Source organism: Mesorhizobium sp. P2_A12 (genome assembly GCF_056405075.1).
Genome location: NZ_JBFUCU010000010.1, coordinates 84,005 through 99,502, shown reverse-complemented (window position 1 = coordinate 99,502; position 15,498 = coordinate 84,005). Strand labels below are relative to the sequence as shown.

The following is a 15,498-nucleotide window of genomic DNA, read 5'->3' as shown; positions in this document are numbered from 1 at the left end:
CCGAAGGCGGACCTGCCGAAAGCCGGCGGCAACGGCAATCTCGGCTACTCCATCGGCATCGATGTTCCGGACTTTCATGGCATCGAGCCGCAGATCGCCTTGAACTACAACTCCTCGCGCAAGACCAAGCTTGGTGGTCTCTATCAGGGCTGGCTTGGCTATGCCTGGGGCCTTGACGGCTTCGATGTCATCGAGCGGGCAAGCCCGGGCTATGGCATGCCGGCGTTCGACGATGCGACCGATGTCTATCTGCTCGATGGCCAGGCCTTGGTCGCCTGTGTCGCTGGCATGGTGTCTCCGTCCTGCTCGACCGGCGGCACGCATGCCACCGAAAATGAATCCTATCGCCGTATCACGCGCGTCGCCGCCACCAATCAATGGAAGGTGACCGATCGCGACGGCACTGTCTCGACCTTTAGCTCGGTGGCTGCGGTGGCCAACCTGACGCCAGCTGCCGGCACGCCCTATGACCTTGCCATGCGTTATCGCTGGCTGCTGACCTCTGTCACCGACACCAACACCAACCACAACACGGTCACTTACAGCTACACTTGCCCGGCCAGCCCGACCAGCCCGGCCAGCCCGGTCTGCTATCCGCAAAGCGTCAGCTACAACGGTGTCTCCGTCCTGTTCTATTACGAGGCTCGGCCCGACCCGATCCTCATGGGCAATGGCCGTGATATCTCGGTGACCAGCCAGCGCCTCAGGACGATCGGCGTGACGGTCGACGGAGTGGTGCGCGGCGCCTACAAATTGACCTACGATCAGGCGCCATTCTCCAACACCTCGCGCCTGATCCAGGTCACCCGCTACGGCACCGACACCACCGGCACTACCGACGGCACCATCACTAGCGGCACCGCAAAAGTCCTCGGCCAGATGACCTATCAGGACACAGATGGGGCCTATGGGACGATATCGCCCGCTTCGTTCGCGGTGGGCGATGTCGAAACCCCCCAAGAGGTCGGTGATCTCGATTTCGATGGCAGGGATGAGATTTTTGGGAACGGGGTACACCACTACCAAACCGGCGGCGGCCACGATGGTAGCCCGACGGATTGGTGGGACAGGACAAAATATCTCTACAAATTCAGCTCGGCTGGAGTGCCCGCTGCAGCCGTAACGTTGCCGCTCGATTCAGTATCACAGTCGGATCCGGAGTACTTCTCGCAATCTGGAAGATTTCTTTCGACAAAGAATACGTCAGATTTTGCTGAATCGGTAACAACTGCATATACCAATGGAAACGGTAATAAAACATATACGACAACAAAATCTATTGTTCAGACAGATGGTCAATTGGCGCTTACCAAAACAGGGTGCGAGCCGACTGCGCCAACCGGTTACCAAGCAGTTTGCAACGCTCTTTTGGATGGCCCAGGGGCTAACGCCATTGCCGCGGATGCGGATGGTGATGGCGTCGATGAACTCAATTCTGGAAGCCGAACTGTCGGTGTCGGTGACTTCCTCGGCAATGGCCGTCAACAGCCTTTGTTCTGGAGCAGCGGTGGAACCGTACGGAAGGGCGCACTTTCAAACAACGTATGGCAGCCAAGCGGAACGTCGTTCTCGATCGGCTGCCCCACGGCGCCAACCTTGGGGCTTGGCACTTGCGTGCTGGGCGATATCAATGGCGACGGTGCCTCGGACATCGCCCTCTATAACAGCAACAACAACAGTGTTGCGATCTGGCTGTCGACCGGAACCGGCTTCAAGAGCTATTCGGTTTCCTCGGTAACGGGCACATCCGCCATCCTCCGCGACTTCGACAATGACGGCAAGATGGATATCATCACCGTTGGTGGAACCTTAACCAGCCAGCCGCACAGAACCGGCCCGATACAACCTTTTTCCCTGCGCTTGTCCTCCACGACGACGACGATAACGTCGGCACGGTTCGTGCTGCCGTCCACGATCAGCGCCGGCACGATTATCGGTGACTTCAACGGCGATGGTCTGCCTGATTTCACCAACTACAGCAGTATGTTCATCTCGGACGCCAACGCTGGCAACCCGAACCTGCTGCGCAGTGTTGTGACCGAGTTGGGCGGCACGGTCGCTGTCGAGTATGCGCCGTCATCGACCTGGGATAACAACTACCTGCCGCAGGTTGTGCACGCGGTGTCGAAGCTCTCTGTGGGCGATGGTCGCAGTCAGACGGCCGTGAGCACCTACACCTATGCCGGCGGCACATACGATCCGGTGGCGCGCAAGTTTTTGGGCTTTGCCTCGATCGTCGAGACCAGGCCGCTGGCCAATGGCGAGACGGCCCCCTCGAAGATCGAGACAACGTATCGCCAGGACCTGGCCAGCTACGGCCTGCCATCGCTGACGCTATGGAAGGATGGTGACGACGTCGTGCACAAGCGGGTGGCCGAGACCTATGCGGTCAACACGGCAAGCAAGCCTTATTGGGTGCAGAACTGGGCCACTGACACGACGCTGACCGAGAACGGCACGTTGACGACCAGGGTCGAGCGGGGCTTTGACACCTATAACAATATCACCGGCATCAGGGACTATGGCCGCACCGATACCAGCGGCGACGAGACCTGGACGGAACGCTTCTTCTCGCCAAACACATCAGCCTACATCGTTTCGGCCTTGATCGCGGAGCGCACCCATGACGGGCTCAATGGCACGGATCCCTATGTCGCCTACAAGCACAATTTCTACGACGGCAACACGACCAATATCTGGGCGGTGCCGACCCAGGGCAAACTTACCTGGGTACAGACCTTCACCGACCCAGGTTTGACCAAGGCGATAAGCCAGTATTTTGCCTATGACGGCTTTGGCAACAAGACTGCGGCGACTAACGACCTCGGCCACAAGACCGAGTGGGATTATGACGCCAAGCACCTCTATCCCATAACCGAGCGGGCGCCGAAATATTTCGCGACGGGCGGACAGACGGCCGACACGCGATTTGTCTCCAGGGCGACCTACAATTATACGTGCGGACAGCCGGCGACCAAGACCGACTTCAACGGCCAGGTCAAAAACTTCACCTATGACGCCTTCTGCCGGCCTCTCCAGGTCTCGCAGACCTGGCCCGGCGGCGATCTTGCCTACGTCAGGACGCAGTTCTTTAACGAAGGCGATCCGACATTACAGCGGCTGATCAAATACACACCGCTGCCCAATGGCGCGGGTGAGGACTTTACCGTCTCCCGCTATGATGGGCTTGGCCGGGTCTATCGCGTGGAAACCCCCGGCGACAAAGCCGGTGCGGCTAGGCGCTTCACCGAGACCGACTACGATCTTCGCGGCAATGTCCTGCACGCCTTCTTCCCGCATTTCGACAACGAGACGGCGCAATGGACCACCAACTTCTATGACTGGGCCGACCGGCTGGTGGAGACGATCAATCCGGATGGCAGCCACCGCACCTATGACCAGGTTCTCAACGGTTCGACCGGGATCACGAACCCTCGCTTCCAGGGCGTCCTTGCGACCGACGAACTCGGCCACAGGACCGACACCTACAATTGGGTGCATGGCGAGACGGTGGCCATCGCGCGCGATGGCACCGGCCTCACGTTGGTTGAACGGCGCAACTACGACCCGTTTGGCCGCCTGATCGGGGTCACCGATCCCGGCGGCGCGGACTGGACCTACACCTACGACATGCTTGGCAACCGGTTGTCGGCCTCGGATCCGGATCTGGGCACCTGGACCTATGTCTATGACGGCGCCAACCGGCTCATCAAACAGACCGATGCCAGGGGCGTGGTCACCAATCTCAGCTACGACCAGATGGACCGGCTGAAGGTGAAGACGGCAACGGCGCCGCTCGGCACCCCGGTGACGCTGACAAACAACACCTACGATGAGGCAGCGGCCGGCTACTACAACGTCGGCCAGTTGACGACCTCCACCAATCTTGCGGCGACGCAGAGCTACAAATATGACCGCGTCGGCAAGGTCGCGTGGCAGGATGCCACCATAGGCACGCTTACCCACACCACGACGACGGTCCGCGATGTATCCGGGCAAACACTGGCGACACAATACCTGCCGGTGCAGCTCGACTTCGGCACCACAGCTGCACCCTTGCAATACACCGCCGGCAACAGGCTCTACGCGGCACCCGGCTTCATTGCCTCGACCGTTTACGAAGCCGACGGCCAGACGAAGGAGATCACCTACGTCAACGGTGTGAGGACCACTTTCACCTATTCGACCCGCCGATGGCTGACGCGCGTCAAAACGGAAAAAGTCGTCACCGCCACCGTCCTACTCGACGATCGGTATACGCGTGACAATCTTGGCCGCATCACCGCCATCACGGGACCGACGACCGCCGACAGTTGGACTTATGGCTACGACGGCGCCGACCGGCTGACCTCATCCAACAATGCCGGCAACAACACGCTCGACGAGACCTTCGCCTATGCCGCCAACGACAATCTGACCTCCCGCACGCGTGTGGCCGGCACCTATGTCTATCCCTCGGGGGGCGCAACTCGTCCGCATGCGCCAATTTCGGTCGGCACCAAGTCGCTGGCTTATGATGCCAATGGCAACATGGTCTCCGATGGCAGCCGCACACTGGTCTGGGACGAGGCCAACCGGCTGAAGACCGTCACGCTCGCCAACAACACCACCAACCTCGCCTACGGTCCCGACGGCGCGCGGGCGAAGAAGACCTCCGCTTTCGCCACGACGCTCTATCCCGACGCGTCGGTCGAAATCAATCCGGCAACGCCGGGAGCGGAAATCTACACCCGCTATCCCCATCCCGACATCAAGGTCGTCAACGGCGTCAAATACTTCCTGCACCGCGACCACCTGGCCTCGGTGCGCATGGTCACCGATGCCTCGGGCAATATTGTCGAGCAGACCAACTACGCCAGCTATGGCGAACGCCTCAACACCGGCTTCCAGACGCAGAAGAGCTACATCGGCGAACGCTTCGATCCCGAGACCGGGCTGATGTATCTCAATGCACGGTATATGGATCCGGTGCTGGGGCGGTTTATTTCGCCGGATGATTGGGATCCGATAAAGCCCGGCGTTGGCACCAACCGATATGCGTATGCCCAGAATGATCCGGTCAATAGGAGCGATGCGAATGGACATGCTGGTCTAGGTGGGTGGGATCCTCAAGACGCATGGGATGGCGACGTTGATGACGATGGCGTCCCCAACGGCTTCGATAGGCATCCCTACACGAACGATCGTGCGTTCCAAGAAGTAAATCCCATAGGAAATGCTTTTGACACCCCAAACGTCCGGGCCGGTGGTTTTTCGAAGGCAACAACAAAAGCAATAGTCGAGCGATTCAGCCAAAAGGTCGACCCAAGCTGGGCCGGCAAAATTCGAGGGACTGCACAAAAAACTGGCAAGGACAGTTGGCATGCTGATGCCAGCTACAAGAAGGCGGTAGAATATGCCAAGGACCCGAACGTCGCATCGGTTAGCCTGAATCGAAGCATTGACGCCGCATTGGGGACCAATACGGTATCTAAACAGAGGCCCGATATCACGGTTACCTTCAAAGACGGTACGTCCGTTCACATTTGCGAATGCGTTTCCTCAACTCAAAGCAAGAGATCGCAGGACAATAAAAACAACGCAAACGCAAAAAAACTTGATGGAGCTGGCTATAAGGCATCCACTGAAACTGTAGAGCGCGGCGGCGGTAATGACCCAACTGGCGGAAAAGCTACAGGGGAAGCCCCGACAAAAGGGGACTTTGGCGGATTGTTCGGAGGTTTGTTTGGTGGATAACTCAGATAGATATAGTCAATATACAGAAAATAATATGGTCCGATCACTAGTTATATACGATTGGATCAGAGATAAAAGCACGGTTGAGTCGAGAGAGATATTTGATCAAATAATTAGTGCAGTCGGTCGCCCACCTGATATCGCAACCGTTGCAGATGAATCAGACGGAAAAGACTACCTGTACGGTTTTTTTGTAAAGCGTGACGTCATAAAAAAGAAAAAATGGCTCTCATTGGGGTATCTATGGAAGCGCAGCGAAACCGTGCTTTCAGATTTTGCAATTGATCTGAGCATTTCTCCCATTAACTTCAAATGCTTCGAGATTCATATCGATCATTCGGCTGTTGACAATATCGACGAAAAAACTAGGAAGATAGTCGGGCTCATAGCTAACAGCCTCGAGCCAATATATGGTATCGGCTATGACATGCCTTACTATTATGGGCCAAGAGCATTTGCTCAGGGGAGCTCGTCTTCCCGTTTCGCCACATCTGACAAGTCGCTTTACAGATCGCCGGCGCGGATGCGGGAACAGTCATTCGCGTTCGGACCAACATTTCGAGCCTCACCATCAAAACGAGGTTTAAACGTCTGTTTTCGCGATATTTTCGAAATAAATTTTATTTCCGAAGGTCATCTAAATCGTCAGATTCATGGTGTTACTCTACAAAAATTCATTGTTGAAAATGGATTTGGTAGCCTAAAACAACTGACAGCTGTCACTTGGATGTGGGGTGTGCCTCCTTCGGATATCCAAAGAGTCAGGAAAATCATGATCGAGGCGGAATTTACGATTGTGAAGGAATAGGGAACATATTCGCTTTGGGGATCAGCGACACTCAACGCGCATTTTCTAGATTTTCTCGGCTTGTGGCTCGATGGACTGCGAAAGACCACGCTCCTCCTCAAAACCCGGCCTGATCCCGAAACAGCTCCGCATTGTCCAGCTTCGACACCTCGATCACCGCTTGCGTACGGCTATACACATTGAGTTTGCGCAGGATTTCGGAGACGTGCGCCTTGACCGTGGTTTCGCCGACCTGCAGCTCGTAGGCGATCTGCTTGTTGAGCAGGCCCTGGCGCAGCATCTGCAGCACGCGCAATTGTTGCGGCGTCAGCGTCGACAGGCGCTGCACCATGTCGGCGCGGTCGACGCTGTCGGCGTCGGGCGTGCGGGCTTCATAGGTTTCCGGCACATAGATCGCGCCTTCCATCACCGAGCGTATGGCGGCGGCGAGGTCGCTCTTGCGCGCCGATTTCGGAATGAAGCCGGCCGCACCATAGGACAGAGCCTCGGAAATGATCTTCGGTTCCTCATAGCCCGAGACGATGACCACCGGCAGGCGCGGATAGCGGGTTCGCAGCTGCAGCAGCCCGTCGAAGCCGTGCACGTCGGGCATGCTGAGGTCGAGCAGCGCCAGATCGAACGGCTTGGCGCCGGCCAGAAGATCGAGCGCCTCGCTGATCGAGCGCGCCTCCACCGTGTCGACTTCCGGATAGGCCATCTGCACCGCGCTGTGCAGCGCCTCGCGAAACAGCGGATGGTCGTCGATGATGAGGAACCGGGCGCGATCGTGGATTGCGGTCATGGGGTTCATTTCGGTTCAGGGGCGATTAGAATAGCCTCGCGACCATGGCCAGATTATTGCCAAATAGTACATCGCTATCTCCGTCGGAAAGCGCGGCCGCGCCTTCTCGACCCATTCGCCTTGCCCGGGCGCCCAAATCGGACGAATGTTCCGGCAACCAAGCAGAGACCCACATGACCGCCTTCGTCCTACCCTCGCCCGCGACATCATCGGTGGCCGTTGCAGATTCGCCCGAGCGTTTTGCGGTGCGCCGCCTCTTCTGCGTCGGCCGCAACTACGCGGCGCATGCCCGCGAATTCGGCAATGACGAGCGCGATCCGCCCTTCTTCTTCACCAAGCCGGCCGATGCTGTGGTCGATTCCGGCGCCACCATCCCCTACCCGCCCCTGACCGGCAATCTGCACCACGAGATCGAACTGGTCGCTGCGATCGGCAGGTCGGGCTTCCGCATCGCGCGTGAGCAGGCCCTAGATCATGTCTGGGGTTATGGCGTCGGCATCGACCTCACCCGTCGCGACCTGCAGGATGAAGCCAAGAAGACGGCGCGGCCCTGGGACTGGTCGAAGGCGTTCGACCGCTCCGCGCCTTGCGGCCCGCTGATCCCTGCGGCGAAATCCGGCCATCCGCAAAAGGGCCGCATCTGGCTCGCCGTCAACGGCAAGGTCAGGCAGGACGCCGACCTCGCCGAGCTGATCTGGCCGATCGCCGATATCGTGTCGATCTGCAGCGAGGCGGTGGAACTGGAACCCGGCGACCTGATCTTCACCGGCACGCCTGCCGGTGTCGGCGCGGTTCGTGCCGGCGACACGATGACTGGCGGCGTCGACGGCATCGGCACGATCGAAATCACCATCGGCCAACCGAAGTGAGCGCATGAGCGACATCGTCCTGCACAACTACTATCGCTCCTCCACCTCCTATCGGGTGCGGATCGCACTGGAGATGAAGGGGCTGAGCTATGACTATGTCCCGCATCACCTGCGCCATGGCGAGCATCTGGAGCCCGCCTATCTCGCGGTCAATCCGCAGGGTCTGGTGCCGGCGCTGATCCTGGACGACGGAACGCTCTTGACGCAATCGCTGGCGATCATCGAATTCCTCGACGAGACCACCCCAGAACCACCGCTGCTGCCGAAGGACGCGGCTGGCCGGGCGCGGGTCAGGATGCTGGCGCAGATGATCGCCTGCGACATCCATCCGGTGAACAATCTGCGCGTGCTGACTTCGCTGCGCACTTTGTTCAGCGCCGGCGACCAGGACATCACCAACTGGTTCCGCCACTGGGTGAACGAAGGCTTCCAGCCGCTGGAAAAGATCCTGGCTGCCTCGGCCGAGACCGGAGCATTCTGCCATGGCGACATGCCGGGCCTGGCCGACATCTGCCTGGCTGCGCAGGTCACCAGCAATGCCCGCTTCGGCGTCGACATGACGCCCTACCCGACGATCGCGCGCATCAACGCCGCCTGCATGGCACTACCCGCCTTCCAGAGAGCGGCGCCACAGAACCAGATCGATGCCGAGTAAGGCCGCCGACGCGTAGCCTGCCTTGGCGGAATCGATTTCCGCTTGACCGCACAGGGAATCGGCTATCGTTTCCTGCAGGCCGTTTGAAGGTTGGGAGTTGCCAATGAAAGCCGTCGTCTTCGAGAAATTCGGCGAAGCGCCGACGATCCAGACCGTTCCCGATCCGAAACCGGCTGCCGATGGCGTCGTCATCAAGGTCGAGGCGACCGGGCTGTGCCGCAGCGACTGGCATGGCTGGATGGGTCACGACGACGGCATCCGCCTGCCGCATGTGCCGGGTCATGAGCTGGCCGGTGTCGTTGTCGCCGCCGGCAAGCAGGTGACCCGCTGGAAGGCCGGCGAGCGCGTCACGGTGCCGTTCGCCGTCGGTTGCGGCCATTGCTTCGAATGCACCTCGGGCAATCACCAGGTCTGCGAACATCAGACGCAGCCCGGCTTCACTGGCTGGGGCTCGTTCGCCGAATATGTCGCCATCGAACACGCCGACACCAATCTCGTACGCTTGCCCGACGAGATGGAATTCGCCACCGCCGCCAGCCTCGGCTGCCGCTTCGTCACCTCGTTTCGCGCCATCGTCGACCAGGGTCGGGTGACGCCGGGCGAATGGGTGGCCGTGCATGGCTGCGGCGGCGTCGGTCTGTCGGCGATCATGATCGCCAGCGCCATGGGCGCCAATGTCATCGCCATCGACCTTACCGACGAGAAGCTCGATTTCGCCACGAAGATCGGCGCCGTCGCCACCATCAACGCGTCGAAAACGCCGAATGTGATCAAGGCGGTCAAGCAGATCACCAATGGCGGCGCGCACATGTCGATGGACGCGCTCGGCCATCCTACCACCTCGTTCAACTCGATTGCCAACCTTCGCCGTCGCGGCCGCCATGTGCAGGTCGGCCTGATGTTGGGCGAGCACGCCCGCCCGCAGGTGCCGATGGACAAGGTGATCGCCTTCGAGCTGGAAATCCTCGGCAGCCACGGCATGCAGGCCTATCGCTACCAGGCAATGATGGAGATGATCCGCAACGGCAAGCTCAAGCCCGAACTTCTGGTCGGCAAGAAGATCAGCCTCGACGAGGCGCCCGCGGCCTTGATGGCCATGGGCGGCTTCGAAGGCATCGGCATCGGGGTGGTGACGAAGTTCTAGGGACAGGAGCCGCCGCCCCGAGACTATCTCGCGAATTTCTTCGCCCCGAACACGCATAGCACCACGCCGAGCGTGACGACGACCATCAGCGAACTGACCTGCTCGTGCAGCAGCGTCGCCGCCAGCGCCAGGCCAAAGAACGGCTGCAGCAACTGCAACTGTCCGACGGCGGCGATGCCGCCTTGAGCAAGGCCGCGATACCAGAACACGAACCCGATCAGCATGCTGAACAGCGAGACATAGGCGAGCCCGATCCAGGCGTTGGAGCCGACGGCCGCAAAGGATGGTGGCAGCGTCGCGAAAGTCAGCACCAGCATGATCGGCAGCGACAGCACCAACGCCCAGCAGATCACTTGCCAGCCGCCGAGCTTGCGCGACAGCGCGGCACCCTCGGCGTAGCCCAGGCCGCAGACGACGATGGCGGCCAGCATCAGACCATCGCCGACCGGCGAGGCGGTCACGCCCTGCATCAGGGCAAAGCCCGCGACCAGCGCGCTGCCCACGCACGAGAACAACCAGAACGCAGGGCGAGGACGTTCACCGCCGCGCAGCACGCCGAAAATTGCCGTCGCCAGCGGCAGCAGGCCGACGAAGATGATGGAGTGGGCCGAGGTGACGTGCTTGAGCGCCAGTGCCGTCAGCAACGGAAAACCGACCACCACGCCGAGCGCAACGATTACCAGCGACAGCAGATCCCCCCGCTCCGGGCGCTTTTGGCGGAACACCAGCAGCAGCGCGAGAGCAAGCAGTCCGGCAATCGCCGCGCGGGCTGATGTCACGAAGGTTGGATCGAAATCCATCACGGCGACGCGCGTTGCCGGAAGCGAACCGCTGAAGATCAGCACGCCAACGAATCCGTTCACCCAGCCGCTCGCCATCTTGTCCATCAAAGGCTCCGTTTGTTTCGCCCTCTATCGGGCCTGCGCCTATGGCGTCGCCAGAGACAAAAGGGTACAATTTCGCAAAACTGTAATGGTCAAATAGGCAGTACAGATGACGGTAGCAGCGCTGGAGACTGAAGACGCGGTCACTTTGGTCGAGAGCGTGATGGCGACTGTCCGCCAGCGGATCGCCGCGCGCAGCCTGACGCCGGGAGCGCGATTGCCGTCGATCCGCGCCTTCGCCAAATCCATGCAGGTTTCCAAATCCACCGTGGTCGAGGCCTATGAGCGGCTCGCCGCCGAAGGCGCGATCCGTTCCCGGCCGGGCTCAGGCTTCTATGCCGCCGGCTCGCTGGCTCCGCTGTCTCTGGCCGAGATCGGTCCCCGGCTCGACCGCGCCGTCGATCCGCTCTGGATCTCGCGCCAGTCTTTGGAAGCAGGCGATGACAGTCTGAAACCCGGCTGCGGCTGGCTGCCGGCCGCGTGGATGCCCCAGGCAGCGTTGCGCCGTGCGCTGCGCACGGTGGCGCGTGCAGATGATGTCGCGCTCGCCGACTACGGCACGCCGCTCGGCCTGCCACCGCTGCGGAACCTACTGGCGCGGCGCATGGCCGAACATGGCATCGAAGCCTCTCCCGAACAGATCATGCTGACGGAATCGGGCACGCAGGCCATCGATCTCCTGTGCCGGTTCCTGATCGAGCCCGGTGATACGGTTCTGGTCGACGATCCCTGCTACTTCAATTTCCACGCTTTGCTGCGCGCCCACCGCGCCAAGGTCGTCAGCGTTCCCTATACGCAGTCAGGGCCGGACATCGACCTGTTCGCGCAGGCGTTGGCGGAGCACCGGCCTCGCCTCTACATCACCAATTCGGCCATCCACAACCCGACCGGCGCGATCCTGTCGCCAGTCACGGCCCACCGGCTGCTCAAGCTCGCCGATCAATCCGACCTGACCATCGTCGAGGACGACATCTTTGCCGATTTCGAACATGCGCCCGCCCCCAGACTGGCGGCGTTCGATGGCCTGAGCCGGGTCGTCCAGATCGGCAGTTTCTCCAAGACGCTGTCGGCGTCGGTTCGCTGCGGCTTCATCGCGGCGCCCCGCGACTGGATCGAGCGCCTGACCGATCTCAAGATCGCCACCACTTTCGGCGGCGGGCGGCTTGCGGCCGAACTGGTGCTGACGCTGCTGAAGGACGGCAGCTACCGCAAGCACATGGATCTGCTGCGGGCGCGGCTTTCGCGCGCCATGGGCGAGACGAGCACCCGCCTGAAGGCAATCGGCATCACGCCCTGGATCGAGCAGCCGGCCGGGCTGTTCCTGTGGTGCAGCCTGCCGGATGGCGTCGATGCCGCCGAAGTCGCCCGCCGGGCTCTCGCCGACAACATCGTGCTGGCGCCTGGCAATGCGTTCAGCCTGTCCCAGACAGCCAGCCGCTTCCTGCGCTTCAACGTTGCCCAGTGCGCGGACGAACGGATTTTCAAGGTGCTAGAAACGGCAATGGCGCGTTGATAGCCGGTCAGCGAGATGCCGCACAGACCTCCCGCACGCAGTCGCGCAACCATCGCTGTGCCGGATCGGCATCGAGACGCGGATGCCAGAGCATGGAGATGGTGACCTCGACGGTGGCGACCGGTAGCGGAAAGCTGTGCATGCCAGCGCGTGCGCCTTCCGTGTGCCGCTCGGGCACGCTGGCGATCAGGTCCGATGCACGCGCCAGGGCAAGCGTGGCCGAAAAGCCGGAAACCATGCACACGACCGTCCGCTGGAGTCCAAGCCGTTCCAGGGATTCATCGATCGGCCCTTTCTCGCGGCCACGCCGCGAAACACTGATGTGGCGGCCGGCCGCGTAGCGCTCGGGCGTCACGACGCCCTCGCTCAAGGGATGGCCGGCGCGCACGGCGCCGATGAAGCGGTCGCGAAACAGAGCCTGAATGCGCATCTCCGGTCCGGTTTCACCGGCGACGCCGATTTCCAGGTCAACCGCCGCCTCGCGCAGCGGCGTGACATCCTTGTCGGACTTCGGCGCGAAACGCAGTCGCACGCAAGGCGCCTCCGCTTCGATGCGAGCGACAAGACGCGGCGCGAACTCTTCCACGAAGCTTTCATTGGTGCGCAGCGTGAAAGTCCTGGCGAGATCCGAAAGGTTGAGGAGCGTGGCAGGGCGCAGGAGAGCTTCCGCATCCTGAACGACGCGACCAGCCTGCTGCCGCAACTCCTGCGCACGCGGTGTCGGAACAAGGCCGCGGCCGGCGCGAACCAGCAGCGGGTCGCCCGTCGCCTCGCGCAGCCGCCCGAGCGTCCGGCTCATCGCCGAGGGGCTGAGACCAAGACGATTGGCGGCGCGCGCCACGCTGCCTTCGGTCAGCAGAACGTCGAGAGCGACGAGCAAATTGAGATCGGGCGATGCCATCGGTGGATCATAGCACGTGATATGGCGTTTGATGCACGAATAACATGCAAATGCTGCGCCTTCCGCCATATCGGTCATGAGACTAGGTCTCCGATAGCTCCGGTTCTGGAGCAGATGGAAAGGAGATCGCCTTGGCAATCGCAGAGCAAAATGAGCGCGTATCGGCGCCGCCCCAGGTCCAATCCGCCCGCTGGGCGCTGGCAAGCCTTTCGCTCGCCACCCTGCTGTCGTCGCTGGGAACCAGCATTGCCAGCGTCGGCCTGCCGTCGCTGATGCAGGCGTTCGGCGCTTCGTTCCAGTCGGTGCAGTGGGTTGTTCTCGCCTATCTGCTCGCCATCACCACATTGATCGTCAGCGCCGGAAGGTTGGCCGACATGTTCGGGCGCCGGCCGTTGCTGCTTGGCGGCATCGCGCTGTTCACGCTGGCATCCATACTCTGCGGCCTGGCGCCAACACTCTGGCTGCTGATCGCCGCGCGGGCGGTGCAAGGACTTGGCGCGGCGCTGATGATGGCGCTTACGCTGGCTTTCGTCGCCGAAACGGTGAGCAAGGCCAAAACCGGCAGCGCCATGGGCCTGCTCGGCGCCATGTCCGCCATCGGCACGACACTTGGGCCGTCGCTCGGCGGTCTTCTGATCGCGGGCTTCGGCTGGCCGGCGATATTCCTCGTCAACGTGCCGCTCGGCGTACTGACCTTCGCTCTCGCCTATCGTGCCTTGCCGGCGCGCGGCAAGCCAGCGCAGGCTGATCGGGGCAAGTTCGACGCCGCAGGCACCGCCCTGCTCGCCCTGACGCTGGCCGCCTATGCGCTAGCCATGACGCTTGGCAGGGGCAATTTCGGCGCACTCAACCTCGGCCTGCTGATAGCTGCCGGCCTCGGCGTCGCCCTGTTCGCCGCCGCGCAGGCGAACGTGAAGAACCCATTGATCAAGCTTGCCAGCTTTTGTGACCTCCAGTTGAGCGCCAGCCTGGCCATGAGCCTCGTCGTCGCAACGGTGATGATGGCGACCCTGGTGGTTGCCCCGTTCTACCTGTCGCGCGGGCTCGGGCTCGATGCCGCAAGGGTCGGCCTCGTGCTGTCGACCGGCCCGCTAGTCTCAGCCCTGTCGGCGCTGCTGGCCGGACGCCTGACCGATCGCTTCGGGGCCTACAGGATGATGGTTGCCGGCTTGGCCAGCCTCGCCACCGGCACCTTCCTGCTGTCGCTCGCCATGACGATACTCGGAATTGCCAGCTATGTCGTGCCGATCACCATCACCTGCATCGGCTACGCGCTGTTCCAGACGTCCAACAATTCAGCCATCATGACCCGTGTCGGCGCCGGCGAGCGCGGTGTCGTCTCTGGCCTGCTCAATCTGTCGCGCAATCTCGGCCTCGTCACCGGCGCATCGTTGATGGGCGCTGTCTTCGCCGTCGCATCGGCCGGGGAACAAGACATCCTGAGTTCCGCGGCTGCCGCCCGGGGAATGCAGGTCACCTTTCAGACCGCGACAGCGCTAGCGTTGGTCGCGCTGTCCCTTGCGCTGCTCTCGACCCGCGCCGCTAGCCGCGCGGAAGCCAGCGTTTCGTGAGGCGCAACTTGATTGGCGGTCGTTTAGGCCCCAGCCCGCTTGCGGCGCTCGTAGAGCATGACCAGCGTTTCAGCGGTGAGCGCCGGCTTCTCCTCGCCTTCGATCTCGACCGTGTTGGCCGCCTTCATCAGATACTGGCCGGGGCCTCTGTCCTCCATGGACAGCAGCGTGGTCCGCAGCCGGATGCGCGCGCCGACCTTGACCGGCGCCAGGAAACGCACCTTGTCGAAGCCGTAGTTGAAGGCGGCCTGGGTGTTTTCGGGAACGATGCCCATGCCGAGCGCCAGCGCGCCGATGATCGACAGCGTCAGGTAGCCGTGCGCGATCGTCGTGCGGAACGGGCTTTGCCGCCGCGCCCTCACGGGGTCGACATGGATCCATTGATGGTCGCCTGTGCATTCGGCGAACTGATTGATACGATTCTGGTCGACCGTCGTCCACTCCGACACGCCAAGCTCCTGCCCGGCCATCGTCCTCAATTGCTCATAGGTCGGCGGCGTCTTGGGCCGTATTTCAGTCATTCCTGGTATCCCGATAGCTTCCAACGCCTCCGGACCACGAACTGGCGGCTCCTGTCAATTCGTTCTGCACGAATCCGTTCCGCAGATTCCAGCTGCAATCGGCCCATGCCGCCCG

General features: G+C 61.5%; 11 protein-coding genes. 7 read left to right on the top strand and 4 right to left on the bottom strand.

The window, feature by feature from the left end:
- Positions 1-216: 216 nt before the first annotated feature.
- Together AC1DZU_RS21450 and AC1DZU_RS21445 are read left to right on the top strand one after the other, a co-directional pair.
- On the top strand, positions 217-5,736 hold the full coding sequence (locus tag AC1DZU_RS21450) for an RHS repeat-associated core domain-containing protein (protein WP_477288086.1): 5,520 nt from the start codon (positions 217-219) through the stop codon (positions 5,734-5,736).
- Positions 5,729-6,544 (top strand): hypothetical protein, encoded by an 816-nt coding sequence (locus tag AC1DZU_RS21445; protein WP_477288084.1) that lies wholly within the window; start codon positions 5,729-5,731, stop codon positions 6,542-6,544. Before AC1DZU_RS21450 ends, AC1DZU_RS21445 begins: the two co-directional genes overlap by 8 nt.
- 97 nt (positions 6,545-6,641) lie before the next feature.
- Here AC1DZU_RS21445 and AC1DZU_RS21440 read toward each other — a convergent pair whose 3' ends face one another.
- Entirely contained in the window at positions 6,642-7,325 is a 684-nt protein-coding gene (locus AC1DZU_RS21440; RefSeq protein WP_184873666.1) for a response regulator, read from the bottom strand.
- A 173-nt stretch (positions 7,326-7,498) separates the two neighbouring features.
- On the opposite strand from AC1DZU_RS21440, the gene AC1DZU_RS21435 reads away from it, so the two are divergent.
- From AC1DZU_RS21435 to AC1DZU_RS21425, 3 genes are all read left to right on the top strand, one after another.
- Positions 7,499-8,194: a fumarylacetoacetate hydrolase family protein gene (locus AC1DZU_RS21435; protein ID WP_477288081.1), complete on the top strand. Its 696-nt coding sequence runs from the start codon at positions 7,499-7,501 to the stop codon at positions 8,192-8,194.
- 4 nt (positions 8,195-8,198) lie between these two features.
- Positions 8,199-8,849 (top strand): maleylacetoacetate isomerase, encoded by a 651-nt coding sequence (maiA, locus tag AC1DZU_RS21430; RefSeq protein ID WP_184873664.1) that lies wholly within the window; start codon positions 8,199-8,201, stop codon positions 8,847-8,849.
- A 103-nt stretch (positions 8,850-8,952) separates the two neighbouring features.
- Entirely contained in the window at positions 8,953-9,993 is a 1,041-nt protein-coding gene (locus AC1DZU_RS21425) for a zinc-dependent alcohol dehydrogenase family protein (protein ID WP_477288079.1), read from the top strand.
- A gap of 23 nt (positions 9,994-10,016) precedes the next feature.
- Here the strand turns inward: AC1DZU_RS21425 and AC1DZU_RS21420 are convergent, their stop codons facing one another.
- Entirely contained in the window at positions 10,017-10,880 is an 864-nt protein-coding gene (locus tag AC1DZU_RS21420) for a DMT family transporter (RefSeq protein ID WP_477288077.1), read from the bottom strand.
- A 106-nt stretch (positions 10,881-10,986) separates the two neighbouring features.
- Here AC1DZU_RS21420 and AC1DZU_RS21415 point away from each other — a divergent pair, with 106 nt between their 5' ends.
- Positions 10,987-12,390: an aminotransferase-like domain-containing protein gene (locus AC1DZU_RS21415; protein ID WP_477288075.1), complete on the top strand. Its 1,404-nt coding sequence runs from the start codon at positions 10,987-10,989 to the stop codon at positions 12,388-12,390.
- A gap of 7 nt (positions 12,391-12,397) precedes the next feature.
- On the opposite strand, the gene AC1DZU_RS21410 is transcribed toward AC1DZU_RS21415, so the two are convergent.
- Positions 12,398-13,291, bottom strand: coding sequence for a LysR family transcriptional regulator (locus AC1DZU_RS21410; protein WP_477288073.1), 894 nt, complete (start codon positions 13,289-13,291; stop codon positions 12,398-12,400).
- A 131-nt stretch (positions 13,292-13,422) separates the two neighbouring features.
- Here AC1DZU_RS21410 and AC1DZU_RS21405 point away from each other — a divergent pair, with 131 nt between their 5' ends.
- Complete coding sequence (locus tag AC1DZU_RS21405; RefSeq protein ID WP_477288071.1) at positions 13,423-14,862, top strand: MFS transporter; 1,440 nt, start codon at positions 13,423-13,425, stop codon at positions 14,860-14,862.
- 23 nt (positions 14,863-14,885) lie between these two features.
- On the opposite strand, the gene AC1DZU_RS21400 is transcribed toward AC1DZU_RS21405, so the two are convergent.
- Positions 14,886-15,383, bottom strand: coding sequence for a MaoC family dehydratase (locus tag AC1DZU_RS21400; protein ID WP_095087497.1), 498 nt, complete (start codon positions 15,381-15,383; stop codon positions 14,886-14,888).
- Between the last annotated feature and the right edge of the window lie 115 nt (positions 15,384-15,498).